Here is a 20,705-nt window from a genome sequence, read left to right on the forward strand (position 1 = left end):
ATCTCCGGTTGGGACGGAACAGGCCGCTGCTTCGGCGATACCAAACTAATCGGTTTAGCTCAAAAGAAAACAGCGGCACCCGGGGGCCGCTGTCTTGATGCCGCGTCGCGTTTGAGCGGGGGTCAGTCCTGCGGACAGACCGCGCCGGTGTCGATCCAGCTTTGCGTCAGTTCACCGAACGCGGCCTGCGTGCCAGGGGCGGGGGTGCGCCCGGCGCCCGGGTCCCAGCCCCAGCCGACAAGCCCGTCTTCGGCCATGTGTTCGTGAATCTCGGCCAGGTCGCGGTCGCCATTGCGTTCGGGGTCCTTGAGCTGTGCGCAGATTTCTGCGCCGGTCTTGCCGACCCAGGCCATTTCAACCGGGGCCAGCTGCCAGGGGTTGTGTCCGGGGATCGACCCGTCGCCCGTCACGAATTCCACGTTTTCCGAACTGTGACAGGTCGTGCAGTACATGCCCGGCGCGCCGAAATCCGCGACACCGCGCACCACCGGCGGCATGTGCGGGTGCATGTCGTCCCCCTGCAGCGGGCTGTCGCCCGCCGGGTGACAGTTCAGGCAGCGCGGATGCTCGATGACCTTGAGCATCTCTTCGAAGATCGCGACGGACCGCGCCGCCTCGTCCTCTATCCCGGCAAATTCGCTGACCGGTTTCAGATCGCCGTGACCGGCGGCGAAGGCGGGGCTGCCCAGAAGGACAAATACCAGAAGAAACCGCATGATCACACTCCTGCCTTGGTGAAGGGCAGGCGGCGCACCGCCTGGCCGGTCAGCGCGCGCCAGGCATTGGCGACCGCGGGGGCGATGGGCGGGGTGCCCGGCTCTCCGATACCGGTGGGGTCGGCGTCGCTGGCGATGATCTCGACCTCGACCTCGGGCATTTCGTGGATCCGCAGCATCCGGTAAGTGTCGAAGTTGCGTTCCTGCACCACGCCGCCCTCGCCGAGCGTCAGTTCGTTGAAGAGCGCGGAGCCGAGGCCGTAGCCGATGGCGCCTTCGGTCTGCGCGCGGATGACGTTGGGATTGACCGCGACACCGCAATCGACCGCGGACCAGACCTTGTGCACCCGGGGCATGCCGCCATCGTCCGATATCTCGACGATCTGCGCGGTGTAGGTGTTGAAACTTTCGTGCAGCGCCACACCGTAGGCCCGGTCACCCTTGACACGGGTGCCGTCCCAACCGGCCATCTCGGCCACCTTTTCCAGCACCGCGCGGTCGCGTCCTGCGTCGTCCCTGATCAGATCCAGGCGACCCTGAACCGGGTCCTTTCCGGCCTTTTCAAGAAGCTCGTCCAGAAACGTCTCGGTCGCAAAGGCGGTGTGGGTGTGCCCCACCGACCGCCACCAGAGCACCGACATCGGGCTTTCCTGACGCACCCAGTTCACCGTCAGGTCGGGCAGGTCGTAGGGCATCTTGATCGCCCCTTCGTACGAGGTCGGGTCCTTGCCGTCGGACTTGCCCTGATCCATCATCGTGCCCAGCATGATCGACTGGTTCACGATGGTGTTTTCCCAACCGCTGATGTTGCCATCGGCATCGATCCCGCCGCGCAGTTTGTGCACGGTCAGCGGCCGATAGTAGCCGCCGGTCAGATCGTCCTCGCGGGTCCAGATCAGTTTCCAGGCACCGTCGCCGCCCGCGACCTTGGCGATCTGCGCGATCTCAAGCCCGATCTGCGGCGAGGTCTGGGCGCGGCGGCCAAAAGACCCGCCCGCCAGCATGACGTTCAGCCGGACGTTGGCCGGATCCAGCCCCAGTACATTCGCCACGGCGCCCTGATCCACGCCGGGGAACTGCGCCCCCATCCAGATCTCGGCCTCGTCACCGCGCAGTTCGAGCACGGCATCGAGCGGCTCCATCGGCGCGTGGGCGAGGTAGGGGAAGTGATATTCGGCCTCGTGCGTCTGTGCCGCGGCATTGAGCGCCTCGGCGGAATTGCCCGCCTCCTCGACTACCACGCCCGGCTCGCTTGCCGCGGCCGAGAAATCGGCGAAAATCTGGTCGCTTGACCGCGTTTCGGCCTGGCTCGTGTCCCACTCCACCTGCAAAAGCCCGCGCGCCTTGAGCGCGGCGGCGGTCGAGTTGGCGTAAACCGCGACGCCCTGCGGGATCTGCCGCACCGCGACCACGCCCGGCACTTCAAGCGCGGCACTGTCGTCGACGCTGACCACGGTGGCGCCCACGACTTCGGGGTGCTTGATCACGACCGTCTGCATGTTGTCGCGGTAGACATCCATCGTGAAGGTCGCCGTACCGTTCGACTTGGCCTCGGTATCGAGCTTGGGAAGGTCCTTCCCGATCAGCCGGAATTCCGACGGGTTCTTGAGTGCGGGTTCCACCGGAACCTGCTGCATCGCGGCGGCATTGGCCAGCTCACCGAAGCTGGCGGCCTGTTCGCTGCCCGCATGCACGATCTGGCCCTCGACCACGTCGATTTCAGAGGCGTCCACGCCCCACTTCTCGGCCGCGGCGGCGACCAGCATCGCCCGGGCGGCAGCACCCGCCTGCCGCATCTGGGTGTAGGAATTGGCCATCGCGGTCGATCCGCCGGTGCCCTGCAGCCCGAAAAAGAGATTGGCGTAAAGTTCGTTGTTGGCGGGGGCGGAAACCGCACGCATCTGGTCCCATCGGGCGTCCATCTCCTCGGCCACGAGGGTCGCAAGGCCGGTGAACGGGCCCTGCCCGAATTCGATGTGCTTGCAGATCAGCGTCACCGTGTCGTCGTCGCTGACGCGGACAAAGGCGTTGGGGGCAAAGGTGCCTTCGCCCACGTCGTCGCGGGTCAGCACCGCCGCGGCACCGGACTGCGCCCTGGCGCCCCGGGGCAGCATCAGGCCGATCATCAGGCCGGAGCCGGTGGCAAGGAAAGCTCTGCGTGTTTGCATGGTCATGGCTTAACCCTCCAGCATGTCTGCGGCGTCATGGATCGCCTTGCGGATGCGTACGTATGTGGCGCAGCGGCAGACGTTCCCGGCCATGGCATCGTCGATATCGGCATCGGTCGGCTTGGGCACCTCGCGCAGCAGGGCGGTGGCGCTGACCACCTGGCCCGACTGGCACCAGCCGCATTGCGGCACGTCCAGCCCTTCCCATGCGGCCTGAACCGCCTGCGCCTCGGGGCCGTCGAGACCTTCGATGGTCTGGATGTCCGCGCCGTCGACGGTGCCCACGGGGGTCACGCAGGACCGGCGCGGCATGCCGTCGACCATGACGGTGCAGGCCCCGCATTGCGCGATGCCGCAACCGAATTTCGTTCCGGTCAGCCGAAGTTCGTCACGCACCACCCACAAGAGCGGTGTGTCGTCCTCGACATCGACGGAAACGTCCTGTCCATTGATCGTGAAAGCCGTCATGTCATTCCTCCCTCGCGTGTTCGCGCGCGCAGCCAGCAATTCTGCAGTTGTCTTGAGGCTAGAGATAGCCCGCACTTCAGCGCCGCCCATATTTATCTGTTTTCCGCAGCGTGACCCCTCACCCGAAGTTGTGATCGCGAAGGTTTTGGAAATCCTGCGGGGGCTGCGCTAGTCTTTTGGACAGACGCAAGCGGGGCACCATGGCGCGACTGGCACAGCTTATTCTATTCCTGACCCTGATCCTGGGGACACCGGCCACGGCGGGCCGGGCCGAGGTGCTGGAACTGGCGCGGCAGGGCTGGGGATACGAGTTGCGCACGACGATGATCGGGCGTGACATGTCGATCCCCGTCCGCATCCATGGGCGGACGCTTGCCGGGGCGTCGATCTGCCTGGTCGGCGAACGGCCCCACCCCCTGACGGCACAGGTCATCAACCAGTTTCGCAGCCTGCTGGCGACCGTGCATCGCAAGCCGGTGCCGATGCGCTTTGCCGGGCCGACGGCGCGGCTGTGCGGGTCGGGGCGAACGGTCGTGATCCGGCTGTTTTCCGGCCGCCCGCCCAACAGCGCGCTGACCGACGATCTGTTCTGGCTGAACGAGGCCTATCAGCTTGGTCTGCCGCGCAACCGGGTCTACAGCGCCGCGTCGCCGGCGATGGCGCAGACCTTCTTTGGCCGTCTGGGGGCCGGCACGCATGTGATGGTCAAACAGCCCGCCCCGGGCACGCCAAGCGCGCTCGAGGCGGCCTTCTACCGCTCGATCCTGATCGAGGAGTTGTTCCAGACCTTCACCTTCGGCATGGACATCCTGCAATTCGACCGCAAGGCGGCCTTCCGCTCCAAGTTGCAGGAGGTGCCTTATGACCTGCGTCGGCTGCCGTGGGAATCGGAGAGCTACATGCAGCGCTTGCTCAGCTCCAACCCCAAGGGCCTGTGCCCGTTCGATGCCTTCATGCTGCACGCGGTGGCGCTGGCGCCTGTGGAACAGACCACCAGCCCTGATTTCCTGACCTATATCGAACGCCATTTCGACGACCTGATGGTCCGGTCGGCGGCCACCGTGGCCGACAGCCGCTTTGGCCTGCTTTTCGACGCCGATTGCCTGACGCTGGCCGACTGACCGCGACCATAGACTTACGGCGCTATTTGTGGAAACCGGGCGCTGGGCTAGGCTGGCCGAAACCATAAGCCCAAAGCGGCACGCGGGAGGATACATGGACGCAACGACCAACGCGGATGCGGCGGGCATCGCCACGCTCGGCGGGCATCTGGCGCAGGGCCTGATCGGCCACGAGGTGCTGATCGAACGGCTGCTGATCGGGGTGCTGGCGGGGGGGCATCTGCTGATCGAGGGCGCGCCGGGGCTGGCCAAGACCCGCGCGGTCAAGCGGCTGGCCGAGGCGATGACAGGCGGGTTCGCCCGCATCCAGTGCACGCCCGACCTGATGCCGTCGGACCTGACCGGCACGCCGGTCTTTCGTCCGCAGACCGGAGAATTCGAATTTGTGCCCGGCCCGGTCTTTCACAACCTCGTGCTGGTGGACGAGATCAACCGCGCGCCGCCCAAGGTGCAGTCGGCGCTTTTGGAAGCGATGGCCGAAGGGCAGGTGACCAGCGGCAACCAGACCATGCCGCTGCCTGATCCGTTTCTGGTGGTCGCGACGCAGAACCCCATCGAACACGACGGCACTTTTCCCCTGCCCGAAGCCCAGCTTGACCGGTTCCTGATGCATGTTGTGCTGGGCCTGCCCGATGCGGGGACCGAACGGCGCATCCTCGATCTGGTCGAGGCCGAGGGGCAGACCGTGGGCACGATCCCCACGCGCGTCACACCGGAGGATGTGCGCGCGGCGCGCAAGGCGGCGATGGCGGTGCATCTGTCCTCGCCCTTGCGCGACTATATCGTGCGGCTGGTCACGGCGACACGGGCCGATCCTTTCGCGCAGGATATCGACCATCCGGTTAGCCCGCGCGGATCGCTGGCGCTGGCCGCGGCGGCCAAGGCGCGGGCGTTTCTGAAGGGCCGGGATTTCGCGCTGCCCGAGGATGTGGCCGAGGTGGCGCCCGACGCGCTGGCCCACCGCATCGTCATGACCTGGCGCGCGGTGGCCGAGGGGCGCAACGCGAGGATGCTGATCGCCGACGTGCTTGAAACCGTGGAGGCGCTGTGAGCGCTGCGCTCGACGCTCCGGGTGTGGCGCTTCGGGCCGAGGCGCTGATCGCGCTGCGCGGTCTGGCGACGGCGCGCGGGGCCGAGGCCACTCTCTCCGCACTGCCGGGCGGCTTCGTGACCAAACGGCGCGGCCATGGGCAGGAAGTGGCGGATGTGCGCGAATATGTCGAAGGCGACGATATCCGCCATCTTGATCGCGGCAGCACCGCCCGCACCGGCACCCTGCACGTGCGCCGCTTTCAGGAAGAGCGTGACCGCGTCACCCTGCTGGTTCTCGATGTCCGGCCCGCGATGCATTGGGGCACACGCCGGGCCTTTCGGTCCGTCGCCGCGGCCGAGGCGCTGGCCCTTATCGGCTGGCGGGTGATCGAAGAGGGCGGGCGCGTCGGGTTGCTGGCGCTGGGCGCCGGCCCGCCCGTCGCGGTGCCGGTCCGAGGACGGGCCAAGGGGATGCTGGGCGTCATCGGTGGCATGGTCCGCGCCCATGACGCGGCGTTGCAGTTGGCGCTGGCCGGGGAACGCGACGACCCGGCGCTGGATGCAGGGCTGTCGCGGCTGGCCCGTATCGCCCCGGCGGGGGCCGAACTGGTCATCGCGTCGGGCTTTGACACGCCGGGTGACGGCCTGCCGGACAGGCTCATGGAGTTGGCTCAGCGGCGGGTGCCGCGTCTGGTTCTGATCCGGGACAATGTGGCCGCCAACCTTCCGCCCGGCAGCTATCCGATCCGCCTGCCCGGCGGCAGGCGGGCCCGCGCCCGCATCGGTGACGGCGCGCGCCCCGCAGCCGCCACGGATGAACGGATCGCCGGGTTTCCGGCGCTCGCCCTCGACAGCGGAGCCGCGCCGGCCGACACCGCGCGCCTGCTGCAGGCCGCGTTTCCCCCCGACAGGGAGCCCTGAGCCATGGCCGACCGCGCATTGACCGAAGAGGCGATGCTGGCCGGGCTGCGCGACATCCGCCTGCCGTCCGAGGCCGCGGGCGGTCTGTTGGGCGAGCTGCTGACCGCGCTGGCGCTCGGGCTGCTGCTCGCTGCCCTGTTGGGATGCGCGGCGCGGTGGGTGACGTCGGCCCGAACGAGCGATAGACGGCGCGCGGCAGCCCTTGCGGACCTGCCGGAAGAGGATCAGCGGCTGGCGCTGCTGCACCGGCTCAAGACCGCCGCGCCCGCGCGCTATGCCGAGATCGCCGCGCGGCTCTACCAGCCCGGCGGCCTGCCCGACCTCGACACGCTGCGGGCCGAGGTCGACCGCCATGCTTGAGCTTGCCGCGCCGCTTTTTCTGCTTTTGCTGCCGCTGCCGTGGTTGGTCATCCGGCTTTTGCCGCCGCAGCCGTCGCAGGGGGCGGCCCTGTTCGTGCCCGACCGCATCGGGCAGGGCATCCTGGCGGGTGCGGGCGCGGCGCAGGCCCCGGTCTGGCGCCGACGCGCGCTGCCCTGGGGCATCTGGGTGCTGCTGATCGTGGCACTGGCGGGGCCGCGACAGCTGGAACCCATCCCGGCGCTCAAGGTATCGGGGCGCGACCTCGCCATCGCGCTTGATCTGTCAGGCTCGATGGTGCGCGACGATTTCTTTCTCGACGGTGAGGCCATCACTCGGCTGGAGGCGGTGCAGCGCGTCGGCGCGGATTTCGCCCGGCGCCGCGCCGGCGACCGGGTCGCGCTGATCGTCTTTGGGTCCGAGGCCTATTATGCCGCGCCGTTTTCCTTCGATACCGAGGCCATCGCCCGGCGCATCGAGGAATCGGTGATCGGCATTTCCGGCCGGGCCACCAACATGTCTGACGCGCTGGGACTGGCGCTCAAACGGATGCAGGACAGCGACGCCGCCAGCAAGGTGGTGATCCTGCTGTCTGACGGGATCAACAACGCCGGGGCCACCAATCCGCGCGGGGTGGCGGGGCTGGCCGCGACCCTGGGCGTGCGGGTGCACACCATCGCGCTGGGTCCCAAGGACCTCACCGATTCCGCCCCCGGCGAAAACGGCGTCGTCGACGCCGCCACGCTGCGCGCGATTTCCGAGCTCAGCGGCGGGCAGAGCTTTCGCGTGCGCACGACCGAGGATCTGCAGCGGGTGGCCGACGCCCTCGATCAGCTCGAGGCGACGGACAGCGATGGGCTGGCCGCGGAGGTCTTTGCCGAGTTCTGGATCTGGCCCGCCGCGCTGGCGGCGGTGCTGTGCATGTGGCTGGCCTGGAGGGAGGAATGAGCCTTCCCGATCTCGCCTTGCTGCGGCCCGTCTGGCTGGTGCTGCTGCCCGCGCTGGTGCTGCTGGGGGTCGTCTTGCGGCGTAGACAGGCGGGGCTGGGCGATTGGAACAAGGTGGTCGATCCGGCGATGATGCGGGCCCTGCGCGCCCTGGGCCGTGTCGATGCGCAAAGCGCCGCGCGCCGCGGGCTGACGGCGCTGGTGGCGGCGGGGCTGATCGCGCTGGCGCTGATCGGCCCGGCGGTGGAACGGCGGGATGCCGCGGCGTTCCGCAACCTTGATGGGGTGGTCTTTGTGCTGGATGCCTCGCCCTCGATGCTCGAGTCCGAGCGCTGGCCCGCCTTGCAGACCATGGGCCGCTTTGGCATCGCGGCGCTGGGGTCGCGGCCTGCGGGCCTCGTGGTGTTTGGCGGCGATGCCTATGTGGCGACCGACATGACCGGGGACACCGATCAGCTTGGCCTGACCTTTTCGCTGATCGACGGCGACACCCTGCCCAACCCCGGCAGCCGCCCGGAACGTGGGCTGGAGCTTGCCGCGCGGATGCTGCGCGATGCCGATGTGCTCGCCGGTGATGTCGTGCTGATCAGCGACGGCGGCGGGCTGGGACCTGCGGCGCTGGAGCAGGCGGCGGCCATCGCGGCACAGGGCGCCCGCCTTTCGGTGGTCAGCGCCGCACCCGGCGACACGGTCGCGGTGCTGGCCCGGACCGGCGGCGGACAGGTCTTTGACACCGACCAGACCGACGATCTGGCGGCGTTCCTGCGCCAGTCGGGGCGCGAGCGGCTGGAACAGCAGGATTACCCGTTGCTGTTCTGGGCCGATTACGGGCGCTATGTCCTGCTGCTGGCGCTGATCCCGGTGCTGATGCTGTTCCGGCGGCGGGGGCTGGCATGAGGGTGCGGTGGCTGATCCTGGCCGCGGCTGTCTGCCTTGGGGCGTCGGCCCTGCTGGGCGGCAGCGCGCCACTGGGCCGCGCCTTGCTGGGGGCGGGACTGCCGCGGCTGGCAAGCCCGTTCCTGTCTGACCCCGCATGGCGCGGCGTGGCGCTTTACCGGGCGGGCGACTGGACCGGGGCCGAGGCGGCGTTTCGCGCGGCGGGGCAGATGTTCAACGCCGGAAACGCCCGGGCGCACAAGCGCGACTATGCCGCCGCGCTCGAGGCCTATGACATGGCGCGGCTGTCGGGCGACCCCGCGGCCTCGGCGAATTTCGACCTGCTGTCGGCCTATTACGCGGGTCTGGCGCTTGACCCCGAAACGCCGCTTGCGTGGTTCACCGAAAAGGATGGCGATGGCGAGGATGTTCTGGCCTCGGTCGCGCAGGGGAATGCGCGGGCGGCCGGGGGCGGATCTGAAAGCACCAATGCCGGTGCGCTGATCGGCCTGCCCGAACTCAGGAGCCGGGGTCGGCTGGGCATCCGCCGGGTCTTTGACGACAAGTTCATGGTGGCGAACGAACGCTGGCTGGCAACTCTGTCGGACGTGCCCGGCGACTATCTGGCGGCGCGCATCACCCATGAATTCAAGCGCCGCCGCGATCTTGGCCTGTTGCCGCCCGACCCCGAGGATCCAAGATGAGACTGTTTCTCGCCACTCTGTTTCTGATGATCGCCGCCGCGACGTCACAGGCGCAAACGCGCGAGGTGTTCCCGGGCGAGCTGAGCCTGACTGTCACCGTCGCGAACGCCGACGTGGTGCCTTACACGCAAGAGATGATCCTGATCACGATCCACGGACAGTACCGCCGTCACGTGACGCTGGAAAGCCTGGAGCAGCCCGATCTTGCCGATTTCAACTGGATGCAACTGGGCGAGGATCACTGGTACGACACGCAGGTGAACGGGCTCAAGGTCAAGAACCTCAAGCGGCGCATGGCGCTTTATCCCGAAAAGGCGGGGCGTCTGACCATCGGCCCCTTCGTGCACCATCTGACCCTGACGGATGAAGGCGACGACTGGTTCGAACACGACATCCGGTCCGATCCGATCACGATCGAGGTCGCCCCGGCACCGGCGACAGACGACTGGTGGTTCCCGGTGCGCCAGTTGCGGGTGTCTGACCGCTGGTCCAACGCGCCCGATCAGCTGCGCGCGGGGGAAGGCGTGCTGCGCATCATCCGGGTCGAGGCGGTGGGCGTCGGCCCCGACATGATCCCGCCCATGCCCGAGCTCAACTCGCCCTCGGCGATGATTTTTGCGCATCCCGAACAGCGGCTGGTCGAACTGTCGCCCGAAGGCCCGGTGTCCGTGGCCTTCTGGCGCTGGACCATCCGGCCCACCAACGACACCTCGGCGATCATCGAACCGCTAGCGTTCAACTTTTTCGACACCCGCAACCGGGTGCCGCGCACCGTCACGATCTCGGCCCAGCGGGTGGCGATGAACGAGGCGGACCTGCCCGCCGCGAGCAGACCGCCAGAGCCCGCTCAGCTTCATCCCTGGGTGATCGGCCTGGCCTTTGCCCTGGCGCTGGCGGGTGGTCTGGTGGCGATCCTGCTGGGGCGGCGGTTCGAGGGTTGGCAGGCGTTGCAAAGACTACCGCCCTTCGATCCGCTGCGTCGCGCCCTTTGGCGGGCCGCGCGGCGGGACGACCTGACCGCCCTGCGTCGGGCGGCACAGGGGCTTGGACGTCGCGACGGGATGGGTGCGATGCGCCGGGGCTTGCTGGACCGGCTGGACCGTGCAATCTTTTCCCCCGGGCGGCCCAAGTTCGACGCGCGCGATTTCGCGGGTCGCTTTGCCGCCGCCGGGCGCAAGGGCGCGTCCAACACCGATACCATCGGTTAAATTGTCAGGGCGGCGGGGGCTGGGCAGTCTGTGTCTGCCGCGCCGATAATACGAATAACCACGGCCAGCGGCCAAGGGAGGTACTTTCCATGGGACTTTTATCCAACCTATTCGGCGGCGGTGACGACAGTTCGGACACCCGCCCGCCGCAATTCGACGGCGTGCACATCCACCCGGCGGTCGACAGGGGCGTGCAGCCGGGATCGTCCAGCTTTGGCGGCGGCGAGCTGAAATGCCATTGCCCCAGCGAAAAGGTCGTCGTGGCGATCAGCGCGCAGACCGCGCACAACCACGTCTGTGGCTGTTCGAAGTGCTGGAAGCCCGAGGGCGCGCCCTTCAGCCAGGTCGCTGTCGTGTCGCGCGACAGGGTGTCGGTCACCGAAAACGGCCGCAAGCTGGACCGGGTCGATCCGCATGCCGCGATCCAGCGCTATGCCTGCAAGGGCTGCGGCGTGCACATGTACGGCCGGATCGAGGACACGGGCCATCCGTTCCACGGGCTGGATTTCGTGCATACGGAGCTGTCGGATGCTTCGGGCTGGTCCGCCCCGGAATTCGCCGCCTTCGTGTCGTCGATCATCGAGCAGGGCTATGACCCCAGCCGCATGGACGCGGTGCGCGGCCGTCTGACGGAACTGGGCCTGCCGCCGTACGATTGCCTGTCGCCGGCGCTGATGGATGCCATCGCGACCCATATCGGCAAAGCCAACGGCAAGCTCAAGGCCTGACGGGCCAGCGGCCCGGGCAACGGCAGGGGTGGCTGGCAAACGCGATCGTGCACGCGTTGCAGTTGCCTCGTGCCGCCGCGCTTGCTAGCCTTCGCGTCGGGAGGAGACAGCCATGAAACATGAACCGGTGGCGCAGCCAGCGGGCCGCATCAGGTCCGTGATCATTGTCGATGATCATCCGCTTTACGGCGATGCACTGGCATCCGCGATGCGGCATGTGTTCAAGGATTGCGAGATCGAGACAGCGAAATCTCTGGGCGAGTCATTGAAACTGCTGGATGACGGGGTCGAACCCGATCTGGTGATGTTCGACCTCAAGCTGCCGGACGTGACCGGCATCAGCGGGTTCCAGTCCTTGCGCGACCGCATCCCCGACACGCCGATCCTTGTCATCTCTTCGCTGACGTCGGTCGATATCGTGCATGCGGTGATGGATGCGGGGGCGGCGGGTTTCCTGCCCAAGGATGCGTCGGCGCAGGTGCTGCGGCAGGTGCTGTCGGACGTCAGCGCCGGGCGCAAATACCTGCCCAAGGAATACCAGAAGACCGGCGGGACCGAGGCGCGGCCGCTCAACTGCGATGGCGGCAACCAGCGGCTGGCCGATCTGACGCCGCAGCAGACCAAGATCATGAAGCTGATCTGTGCGGGCAAGCCCAACAAGCAGATCGCCTATGAGCTCAACCTCGCCGAGGCGACGGTCAAGGCGCATATCACCGCGCTTCTGCGGCGGCTGGGGGTGCAGAACCGCACCCAGGCGGCGGTGCTGGTGGAAAGCGCCAATGCCGACAACGGCGCGGTCATGGGGGACGCGGACGCCCGCGCCTTCCTCAGCCAGTAGGAACCACAGCGCCAGACGGGGGCCGCAATGCTGCAAAGCCTTTCCAGACCGGCATCCGTGGGGGTCGCCGTGTCCTACGAACGCGACGCCGATGCGGCGGTGCAGGACGCGGTGTCGCAACTGGACACCGGCGACATCTGTTTTGCACTGGTGCTGATCCCCGACGGGCTGCACCTTGACCGGTTGGCCCACGCGCTGGACCGCGACTTGGAGGGCACGCCGGTCTTCGGATGCACGACCGCCGGCCAGATCACGCCCGCGGGCTACGACACCGAAGCGTTGCTGATCATCACCTTCCCGAAGCGGCATTTCCGCTGCGCGTCGCTGCTGATCGACCCGCTGAAACCGATGTCGATCCAGCAGATCGCGGCAGATGCCCGGCGCACCGCGACGCAGTTCCGCAAGACCGCCGACTGGAGCCGCCTGGCGCTGATCTTTGCCGACGGCCTGTCCAAGCAGGAAGACATGCTTGTGATGGCGCTGGAAATGGGGCTGGACGAGATGCCGGTGTTTGGCGGATCGGCGGGCAACGGTCTGCATTTCCGCGAAACCTTCGTGCTGCAGGGCGGGGCGTTTCACACCAACGCCGCGCTTTTGCTGATCCTCGAGACGGACCTGGAATTCACCGGTCTGGGCTTCGATCACTTCCTGCCGACCGAAAAGCAGATGGTCGTTACCCATGCGGTGCCCGAGGAACGTCTCGTGCTTGAGCTGAACGGCGCGCCCGCCGCGCCGGAATACGCACGGCTGGTGGGGGTCGGGGTCGACGATCTGTCGCCGCAGGTCTTTGCGGAAAACCCGATCCTGGTGCGCAACAACATGAACTACCACGTTCGCGCCATCCAGGAGGCGCCCGGCGCGCACGCCCTGTCGTTCCTGTCGGCCATCGACGACGGGCTTCTGCTGACGCTGGGCCGGGGCAAGGAAATCCTTCGGACGCTCGAGGCCGGGCTCGATGTCAAAAGCAGCCAGGGCCGCCCGCCGGATTTCATCCTTGGCTTCGACTGCGTGCTGCGCAAACTCGAGATCGAGCAGAAACAGCTGAGCGGCGAGGTGTCCGAGATCTTTCGCAATCACAAGGTTCTGGGCTTCAACACCTACGGCGAACAGACCTGCGGCGTGCATGTGAACCAGACCTTCGTGGGCGTGGCCTTCTTCGAGCCGAAGAAAAGGGATCTGCATTGATCGACCCCAGCGAACCCCTGGACGTGCAGGTCGCGCGGCAGGCCAAGATCATCGACGCGCTGGTGCGCCGTTCGAACCATCAGCACGATGTCGGACAGTCGGCCTATGCGGCGTTCCAGTCGGCCATCGCCCTGCAAGGGCAGGTCTGGGCCAAGACCCGCGATCTGGAGCGCGCGTCCAACGCGCTGGAGCTTGAACGGACCGACCGCGAGCGCGCGCAGAAGAACCTGACCGATGCGCTGTCGGCGATGGAAGGGGGCTTTGCCCTTTTCAGCGATGGCGAGTTGATGGTCTGCAACGACCTTTTCCGCACGCTGCTGCCGGATATCGCCGCCGAGATCGAAAGCGGTCTGCGGATCGAGCGGTATTTCGACCTCATGCAAGGGTCGCGCGATCTGGCCGACAGCGAAGACCGCCTGCGCCGCGATCTGACCGAAGCGCGCAAGGCGCTGGGGACCTCGGCGCATGTGTCTTTCGTCGTGGACCTGTCCGACGACCGGTGGTTCCAGATCGGGCTGCAGCACACCTCGGCCGACAATGTGATCGTCCTGCAGACCGAAATCACTGAAATCGTACGCCAGAACCGGTCAGAAAAGGACCAGCTGATCGACATGCAGGCACATTACCTGCAAGCGGCGTTCGACAACATGTCGTCGGGCATCTGCACCTTCACCCGCGGCGGCACGGTGATGATCCAGAACGACCGGTTCCGCGAACTGCTGGGCCTGCCCTTCACGCTGGTGCAGAAGGGCACGACCTTTCCGCAGATCCTGACATTCGTGCAGAACAAGGGGCTGCTGCTGCAGGCCGACATCACCGATATCGACCGCTGGCCCTACCGCCTGCGCACCGAAGGCCGCCTGCGCAAGCGCCTGCGCCACGCCAATGGCCGGGTGCTGGACCTGCAGGCCAACCTGCTGCCCGACCGCGGGTTCCTGGTCGACATCAAGGATGTGACGCTGGAAAGCCGCGCGACCGAGATGCTGGAAAAGCGGGTCGAGGAACGCACCTCGGAACTCACCAGCGCCAACCAGCGCCTGACCGAACAGTCAAAGCTGCAGGCCCGGGTCGAGGAAGAGTTGCGCATCGCCAAGGAGGCGGCAGAGGCGGCGGTGTCGTCCAAGACGCGTTTTCTCGCGGCGGCGAGCCACGATCTGTTGCAGCCGATCAATGCCGCGAAACTGCTGATCTCGACCCTGTGGGACATGGCCGAACACACCAGCCTCGAACCGACGGTCGAGCGGCTGGACGGATCCTTTGCGTCGATTGAATCGCTGCTGCACGCGCTCCTGGACATTTCGCGGCTGGAAAGCACCGAAAGCGCGCTGACAGTAAGTGACGTCTGCCTGGGCACGCTGATGCAGGGCATCATCGAGGATCATGCGCCGGTCGCGCGCAAAAAGGGCATCCGGCTGGACGTGGTGCCATCCTCGGTCTGGGTCAAAAGCGACCAGCGCTACCTGCTGCGGTCCTTGCAGAACCTCGTGGTGAACGCGATCCAGTACACGGACAACGGACGCATCCTTGTCGGCTGCCGCCGCCGCGGCGACCAGGTGATCCTGCAGGTCTGGGACACCGGGATGGGCATTTCCCACAAGGACCAGGCGCGCATCTTCGAGGAATTCACCCGCGCCGACAACGTCGCCCCCGGGTCTGGCATGGGGCTGGGCCTGTCGATCGTCGACCGCACCTGCCGCCATCTGGGGCACACGGTGCAGGTCCGGTCCAAACCCGGGGTCGGGTCGGTGTTTTCCATCGGGATGGAAATGGTACCGAAGCCCGATCACGTCGTCGCCGCATTGCCGTCGCCGCGCGATGTGAACGATGAGGACATGAACCTGATCGCCATGGTGATCGAGAACGACCCTTACGTGCTTTTCGCCACGACGCAAAAGCTGGAAAGCTGGGGCGCCAGCGTGCTGGCCGCCGCGTCGACCGCCGAATCGCTGGCGTTGGTGCAGGACATCGGCATGGCCCCGGACATCCTTCTGGTGGACTTTCAGCTCGATGGCGATGACACCGGGGTCAAATCCATCCGCGCCATCCGCAAGGCGACGGGCATCCACGTGCCCGCCATCATGATCACCGCCGAACGCGGGCCCGAACTGGTGCGGATCGGAGAGGAAGAGGATTTCACCGTCCTGACCAAACCCGTGCAGCTGGCGCGGCTGCGCCCGCTCATCGACTGGAAGACGCGCGGTCAGCCGGCGGGCCCGGCCAGCCGGGGCGCCACAGACAAAAGTATCGCATGACACCCCACACGCGTGGGCTAACCTGCCAATCGGGAGGACTTCGAATGTTGAGAATACTGGGCTCCGCATGCATTGCGGCCTGTCTGACGCTGACGCCCGCCTGGGCCGAAATGTCGGGCACCGAAACCTACGATCTGCTGTTCAAGAACGGCACGCTGGATGACGTGCCCCGGGACGCGGTACTGGTCTATGACCGCGAGGTGACCAATGCGATCAAGCCCGACACCGGGCCGCGCGACACAGGGCGCGTGGTCCTGCAGGTCGAGGAGGGCAGCGCACCGACCGCGTTCCTGCGGTTCGAGCAGGGCGACAAATACCGAAATCTGGGAAAATTTCCCGCCAGCGTCGGCAACCCGATGATCATGTATTTCGTGGAAACCGTGGCACGCGACATGGGTGAATCCGCGGGCGGAAGCCTTTTCTACATCCGCAACCGCATCAAGGACGCGCTTGTAACCCCGACCGACGCGGTGCCCGGCGAGGCGCAGTTCGACGGGCGCACAATCGCCACGACCAGCGTGACCCTGCGCCCCTTCGAGGGCGACCCCAACGTCGACCGGATGCAGGGCTTTGGCGACATGGCGATGACCGTCACCATGTCCGACGAGGTGCCGGGCTGGTACCACAGCCTGTCCGCCAAGGCGTCTGCCTACGAATCCGTCCTGACGTTCGAGACGCTGGAAGACGCGGAATGAAGGCCGGTGTCACCCTTTTGATCGCCGCCGCCCTCGCAGCGCCCGCCACCGCGCAGACGGTCGAGGAGCGGCTGAACGACTACCCCACCGCCGCGCGGGCCGATTACATCTTTGGCTGCATGGCCACGAACGGGCAAAGCCGGACGGCATTGGAACAGTGTTCCTGTTCCATCGACACGATCGCGTCGATCCTGCCCTACGACAAGTATGTCGAGGCGGAAACCGTGCTGTCGATGCGGCTGACAGGGGGGGAGCGGATGGCGATCTTCCGGTCGTCGGCCATGGCGGCGGCCATCGTTGCAGACCTGCGCCGCGCCCAAGCCGAGGCCGAGATCATCTGTTTCTAGCGTTTCGCGTTTGTTTCTAGCGTTTCGCGTTGACCTGATACATGATGCATCACTTAACGCGTTGAAATCTTTGATTTCAGGCAGTGTTAAGTGATCCAGAGTTGACGCGAAATGCTATAGTCGGGACCGAGGGCCCCAAGGCAGACCGGAAATTTTGAAATTTCCGGGCCGTTTTTCTCAAGAAAAACGGCGCCAGCCCGAGGGATGGCGCCGAGTGGATCTCTGTATTGGCTGTCAGGTGTCGCGATCGAACCGTCCAGGCATCAGGATTGCGCGGCTTTCGGTAACTCCTGCTCGAACACGTTGCCTTCGGTGTCGGTGGCCCGCACCCGCAGGGAGGTCGATCCGTTGTCGTCATATTCGAACCGGAACACCGGATTTTCGGAAATCGAGATGCCGCCGGTCATGGTGAACAGCATGTCTTCACCCTGGTAGAGCTCGATCGTGTCGATGAAATGCGCCGCGATGAACAGCTGGGTGATCTGATCGCGCTGCAAGCCCGAGTAGTTCGGGTGGCGAATCATGATCTGCGCCTCGCGCCGCGGGGTCGACATCTGCGCCTCTGTCCCGAAGAGCTTGAGCTTCATCTGTCCCATCGACGCCAGCGCCACCTCGGGATCGCGGCTGGCCGGTGCGGAACAGCCCCCCGACGCCTTTACGAAGCGGCCGTTCATCAACAGGCCCTCGTCGGTTTCCGCGAGCACCCGGACGTTGGAATACTGGTTCACCCGCACCCGCATTTCAAAGTTGAGCGGCGCCAAGGCATCGCCGAACACAAACTCGCCGGCCACGGGGGCGGGGTTTTCGTCGATCACCACGGTGGCGCGGGCGATATGGGCGTCCATGTCGGTCTGCTTGATCAGGATCGGCACGGTCGCGGCGTCATGTGCGCGGTAGGGCGCGTCGACGGTGAAGACCGCGCTGCCGTCCGCGATGGTGGCATCGCCCACCACATCGCCGCGCAGATCGGCCCAGCTTTCACCGTCGATCAGTGGGTTTTTCGGCAGGTCGTCGGCGGCCAGCGCCGATCCCGCGATCAGAACGGCCACGGCAGCAGCTTGAATCAGTCTCACGGTGGTCTCCTCCTCGTATCCCTTGGGCCGCTGTATGCCACATATTCCGGAAAATTGACATAACGCCTATCGTATGTGTGGTTCACCAAAGCGTGTAAGCGCAGGATAGGGCGTGCAAAGCCCGGGGGCCGATATGTTCGAAGCGCTTGTTTCCCTCTGTCTTGTGGCCGATCCGACGGCCTGCCGCGAGGTGCTCTTGCCGGGGTTCGAGGCGTCAGCGCAAAGCACCTGCGCCGAGGCGCTGAGGGCGCAGGCGCCCGACCTTGTCGCGCTTTTCCCGACGCTCGCGCCTGGCGTTCCGCCGCGCTGCGGCCCCGTAGGTACGGCGCTGGATTTCGAGGAAGCCGCGCCCGGCGTCTTTGTGCATCTGGGCCGGATCGCAGAGCCGGACCGGGACAACCTTGGCGATGTCGCCAATATCGGCTTTGTGATCGGGCAGGAATCGGTGGCGGTCATCGACACCGGCACCACCCGCGCTGTCGGCGAAGGCGTCTGGCGGGCGATCCGGGCGCGGACCGATCTGCCGGTAAGCCACGTCATCCTCACACATATGCACCCCGATCATGTGCTGGGTGCGTCGGTGTTTGTTGAGGCGGGCGCGCAGGTCGTGGCCAATGCCGCGCTGGCGCGGGCGCTGCTCGACCGGCAGGCCAACTACCTGGAAAGCATCGCGACGCTGGTCGGGCCCGGAGCCTTTGTCGGCACCCGCGCGCCTCGCCCCGATCTGGCGGTCGAGGACCGGACGCAGATCGACCTGGGCGGTGGCCGCATCCTGACCCTGCGCACCTGGCCGGTGTCGCACACAGGCACCGATCTCACTGTCCATGACGAAGGCTCGGGCCTGCTCTTCGCCGGGGACCTGGTGTTTCAGCGCCATCTTCCGGCGCTCGACGGGTCGTTGCGCGGCTGGCAGCGGGTCATGGCCGACATGGCGGCCCTGCCGGTCACCCGGGTCGTGCCCGGGCATGGCGGCCCGGTGCTCGACTGGCCGGACGCCGCGAAACCGATGCAGCGCTATCTGGATGTTCTGGCGGCGGATACCCGGCAGGCGCTTGATGCGGGGGTACGACTGGGCGACGCGGTCCTGACCATCGCCGAAAGCGAACGGCCCCGCTGGGCGCTTTTCGACGCCTACAATCCGCGCAACGCCACCAATGCCTTTACCGAGCTTGAGTGGGAATGACCGCTCAGTCCTTTGCCGCCGCGGTCAGCATCTGCGCCACGGCATACAGGCGCTTTTCCAGCAGGACCGGGGTTTCGCAGACATAGGTCAGCGACTTCTGACGATCCGTATAGATGCGTTCGTCCCAGTCCACCTGTTCCTCGAGCCGGTCAACCTCGTCGAAATCCGGTTCCTCGGCGGCCATCAGCGTGTCCATCCGGGCGCGGGTTTCATCGATCCGTTCGGACCGGGCGATCTGGCTGAGCGAGTATTCCCCGATCCCCTCGATCAGCGCCGTGCGGCGGGTGTTCAGCGTGCGGAACACCCGGGAAAAGACGTAGCTCATCACCGCCATGTCCGCCTCGTGCGTGTCGGCGAAGTCGCCGACAAGTCCCTCTGCCGTCTCCAGATCGATTCGGCGCAAGGCCAGCGTCTCGGCCAGTTGGTCCGCCGCGGCGCGCAGCGCCGGGTCCAGCGGCATGTCCTCGTCCATCTGCACCGGCCACATCAGGCCCATCGACAGCGCTCCCACCTTGCGCTGGATGCAGGGCCATGTCGGATCGGAAAAGTCGGCCGCCGTGGCGGGCAGGCCCAACCCCATGGAGGCGAGGCCGAAAATCAGTGCGCGTGCGAATGTCATCAAAGCTCTCTCCCTTGGTGGAAACTATGCGCGACCGCCGTGGTCGTGTCCATGTCTCGCAATACCAACCATTGTCGCAGTTGTTCGGTTTCGGCGGGGTCGTAAAGTGATCGCAACGCCGTAAGAGCGACTTGACGACTGGGAGGAGTTGGCATGCGCACGAGAGCTGCCGTGGCCTTAGAGGCCGGGAAACCGTTGGAAGTGATGGAGGTGAACCTCGAGGGTCCGAAGGCGGGCGAGGTTCTGGTGGAGATCAAGGCGACGGGCCTGTGCCACACCGATGAATTCACCCGGTCGGGCGACGACCCCGAGGGTATCTTTCCCGCCATCCTGGGCCACGAGGGCGCGGGCGTGGTGATGGAGGTGGGCGAGGGCGTGACCTCGCTGAAGCCCGGCGATCACGTCATTCCGCTCTACACCCCCGAATGCCGCGAATGCGAATACTGCCTCAGCGGCAAGACCAACCTCTGCCAGGCGATCCGCAGCACGCAAGGCGAGGGCCTGCTGCCCGACGGCACCACGCGGTTCTCGATGCTGGATGGCACGCCGATCCACCATTACATGGGCTGCTCGACCTTCGCCAACCACACCGTGGTGCCGGAGATCGCGCTGGCCAAGGTGCGCGAGGACGCGCCCTTCGACAAGATCTGCTACATCGGCTGTGGTGTGACCACCGGCATCGGCGCGGTGATCAACACCGCCAAGGCCGAGATCGGCTGCCGCGGCGTGGTCTTCGGGCTGGGCGGCATCGGGCTCAACGTGATCCAGGGGCTGCGGCTGGCGGGCGCCGACCAGATCGTCGGGGTCGACCTCAACGACGACAAGGAAGAGATGGCGCGCCGCTTCGGCATGACCGATTTCGTGAACCCCAAGAACGTCGAGGGCGACATGGTCGCGCACCTGGTCGAACTGACCAAGGGCGGGGCGGATTACACCTTTGACGCGACGGGCAACGTCGGCGTGATGCGCACGGCGCTGGAATGCGCGCACAAGGGCTGGGGCACCTCCGTGATCATCGGCGTGGCGCCTGCGGGGGCCGAGATCTCGACCCGGCCGTTCCAGCTGGTGACCGGCCGCAACTGGCGCGGCACGGCCTTTGGCGGCGCTAAGGGCCGGACGGATGTGCCGAAGATCGTCGACTGGTACATGGACGGCAAGATCGAGATCGACCCGATGATCACCCACAAGCTGAGCCTCGACGAGATCAACCACGGCTTCGACCTCATGCACGAAGGCAAATCCATCCGCGCCGTGGTGGAGTTCTGA

21 protein-coding genes are annotated in these 20,705 nt (G+C 66.4%); 16 read left to right on the plus strand and 5 right to left on the minus strand.

Going from position 1 to position 20,705, the window contains the following annotated elements; translation table 11 throughout:
* Nucleotides 1-122 precede the first annotated feature (122 nt).
* From ACOXXX_RS12230 to ACOXXX_RS12240, 3 genes are read right to left on the minus strand one after another with little or no spacing between them, the layout of a single operon-like run.
* Nucleotides 123-722 carry an Isoquinoline 1-oxidoreductase subunit gene (locus tag ACOXXX_RS12230; protein WP_422826869.1) on the minus strand — a complete coding sequence of 200 codons (600 nt, stop codon included), beginning with the start codon at nucleotides 720-722 and terminating at the stop codon, nucleotides 123-125.
* Nucleotides 719-2,890: a molybdopterin cofactor-binding domain-containing protein gene (locus ACOXXX_RS12235; RefSeq protein ID WP_422826870.1), complete on the minus strand. Its 2,172-nt coding sequence runs from the start codon at nucleotides 2,888-2,890 to the stop codon at nucleotides 719-721. The genes ACOXXX_RS12230 and ACOXXX_RS12235 overlap by 4 nt, the downstream gene beginning before the upstream one ends.
* 3 nt (nucleotides 2,891-2,893) lie before the next feature.
* Entirely contained in the window at nucleotides 2,894-3,352 is a 459-nt protein-coding gene (locus ACOXXX_RS12240) for a (2Fe-2S)-binding protein (RefSeq protein ID WP_422826871.1), read from the minus strand.
* A gap of 200 nt (nucleotides 3,353-3,552) precedes the next feature.
* Between ACOXXX_RS12240 and ACOXXX_RS12245 the strand changes: the two genes are divergently transcribed.
* From ACOXXX_RS12245 to ACOXXX_RS12310, 14 genes are all read left to right on the plus strand, one after another.
* Nucleotides 3,553-4,473: a hypothetical protein gene (locus tag ACOXXX_RS12245; RefSeq protein WP_422826872.1), complete on the plus strand. Its 921-nt coding sequence runs from the start codon at nucleotides 3,553-3,555 to the stop codon at nucleotides 4,471-4,473.
* Between the two features lie 94 nt (nucleotides 4,474-4,567).
* Nucleotides 4,568-5,524: an AAA family ATPase gene (locus ACOXXX_RS12250; RefSeq protein ID WP_422826873.1), complete on the plus strand. Its 957-nt coding sequence runs from the start codon at nucleotides 4,568-4,570 to the stop codon at nucleotides 5,522-5,524.
* A complete protein-coding gene (locus ACOXXX_RS12255) occupies nucleotides 5,521-6,426 on the plus strand; it encodes a DUF58 domain-containing protein (protein WP_422826874.1) in 906 nt (301 codons plus the stop codon). Before ACOXXX_RS12250 ends, ACOXXX_RS12255 begins: the two co-directional genes overlap by 4 nt.
* A gap of 3 nt (nucleotides 6,427-6,429) precedes the next feature.
* A complete protein-coding gene (locus ACOXXX_RS12260) occupies nucleotides 6,430-6,786 on the plus strand; it encodes a hypothetical protein (RefSeq protein ID WP_422826875.1) in 357 nt (118 codons plus the stop codon).
* Entirely contained in the window at nucleotides 6,779-7,732 is a 954-nt protein-coding gene (locus tag ACOXXX_RS12265) for a VWA domain-containing protein (RefSeq protein ID WP_422826876.1), read from the plus strand. Before ACOXXX_RS12260 ends, ACOXXX_RS12265 begins: the two co-directional genes overlap by 8 nt.
* Nucleotides 7,729-8,628 (plus strand): VWA domain-containing protein, encoded by a 900-nt coding sequence (locus ACOXXX_RS12270; RefSeq protein WP_422826877.1) that lies wholly within the window; start codon nucleotides 7,729-7,731, stop codon nucleotides 8,626-8,628. The genes ACOXXX_RS12265 and ACOXXX_RS12270 overlap by 4 nt, the downstream gene beginning before the upstream one ends.
* Complete coding sequence (locus ACOXXX_RS12275) at nucleotides 8,625-9,311, plus strand: hypothetical protein (protein ID WP_422826878.1); 687 nt, start codon at nucleotides 8,625-8,627, stop codon at nucleotides 9,309-9,311. The genes ACOXXX_RS12270 and ACOXXX_RS12275 overlap by 4 nt, the downstream gene beginning before the upstream one ends.
* On the plus strand, nucleotides 9,308-10,519 hold the full coding sequence (locus ACOXXX_RS12280; protein ID WP_422826879.1) for a hypothetical protein: 1,212 nt from the start codon (nucleotides 9,308-9,310) through the stop codon (nucleotides 10,517-10,519). The genes ACOXXX_RS12275 and ACOXXX_RS12280 overlap by 4 nt, the downstream gene beginning before the upstream one ends.
* Nucleotides 10,520-10,608: 89 nt before the next feature.
* On the plus strand, nucleotides 10,609-11,247 hold the full coding sequence (gfa, locus tag ACOXXX_RS12285) for an S-(hydroxymethyl)glutathione synthase (RefSeq protein WP_422826880.1): 639 nt from the start codon (nucleotides 10,609-10,611) through the stop codon (nucleotides 11,245-11,247).
* A gap of 112 nt (nucleotides 11,248-11,359) precedes the next feature.
* Nucleotides 11,360-12,085, plus strand: coding sequence for a response regulator (locus tag ACOXXX_RS12290; protein WP_422826881.1), 726 nt, complete (start codon nucleotides 11,360-11,362; stop codon nucleotides 12,083-12,085).
* Nucleotides 12,086-12,112: 27 nt separating this feature from the next.
* Nucleotides 12,113-13,270: an FIST N-terminal domain-containing protein gene (locus ACOXXX_RS12295; RefSeq protein WP_422826882.1), complete on the plus strand. Its 1,158-nt coding sequence runs from the start codon at nucleotides 12,113-12,115 to the stop codon at nucleotides 13,268-13,270.
* Entirely contained in the window at nucleotides 13,267-15,522 is a 2,256-nt protein-coding gene (locus ACOXXX_RS12300) for a PAS-domain containing protein (protein WP_422826883.1), read from the plus strand. Before ACOXXX_RS12295 ends, ACOXXX_RS12300 begins: the two co-directional genes overlap by 4 nt.
* A 44-nt stretch (nucleotides 15,523-15,566) precedes the next feature.
* Nucleotides 15,567-16,217 (plus strand): hypothetical protein, encoded by a 651-nt coding sequence (locus tag ACOXXX_RS12305; protein ID WP_422826884.1) that lies wholly within the window; start codon nucleotides 15,567-15,569, stop codon nucleotides 16,215-16,217.
* Nucleotides 16,214-16,564: a hypothetical protein gene (locus ACOXXX_RS12310; RefSeq protein ID WP_422826885.1), complete on the plus strand. Its 351-nt coding sequence runs from the start codon at nucleotides 16,214-16,216 to the stop codon at nucleotides 16,562-16,564. The genes ACOXXX_RS12305 and ACOXXX_RS12310 overlap by 4 nt, the downstream gene beginning before the upstream one ends.
* 263 nt (nucleotides 16,565-16,827) lie before the next feature.
* Here the strand turns inward: ACOXXX_RS12310 and ACOXXX_RS12315 are convergent, their stop codons facing one another.
* A complete protein-coding gene (locus tag ACOXXX_RS12315) occupies nucleotides 16,828-17,637 on the minus strand; it encodes a quinoprotein dehydrogenase-associated SoxYZ-like carrier (RefSeq protein ID WP_422826886.1) in 810 nt (269 codons plus the stop codon).
* 133 nt (nucleotides 17,638-17,770) lie between these two features.
* Here ACOXXX_RS12315 and ACOXXX_RS12320 point away from each other — a divergent pair, with 133 nt between their 5' ends.
* Entirely contained in the window at nucleotides 17,771-18,820 is a 1,050-nt protein-coding gene (locus ACOXXX_RS12320) for a quinoprotein relay system zinc metallohydrolase 2 (protein ID WP_422826887.1), read from the plus strand.
* A 4-nt stretch (nucleotides 18,821-18,824) separates the two neighbouring features.
* On the opposite strand, the gene ACOXXX_RS12325 is transcribed toward ACOXXX_RS12320, so the two are convergent.
* Complete coding sequence (locus tag ACOXXX_RS12325) at nucleotides 18,825-19,439, minus strand: hypothetical protein (RefSeq protein ID WP_422826888.1); 615 nt, start codon at nucleotides 19,437-19,439, stop codon at nucleotides 18,825-18,827.
* A 153-nt stretch (nucleotides 19,440-19,592) separates the two neighbouring features.
* On the opposite strand from ACOXXX_RS12325, the gene ACOXXX_RS12330 reads away from it, so the two are divergent.
* Nucleotides 19,593-20,705, plus strand: coding sequence for an S-(hydroxymethyl)glutathione dehydrogenase/class III alcohol dehydrogenase (locus tag ACOXXX_RS12330; RefSeq protein WP_422826889.1), 1,113 nt, complete (start codon nucleotides 19,593-19,595; stop codon nucleotides 20,703-20,705).

Source organism: Thalassococcus sp. BH17M4-6 (assembly GCF_049323015.1).
GTDB lineage: Bacteria > Pseudomonadota > Alphaproteobacteria > Rhodobacterales > Rhodobacteraceae > Puniceibacterium.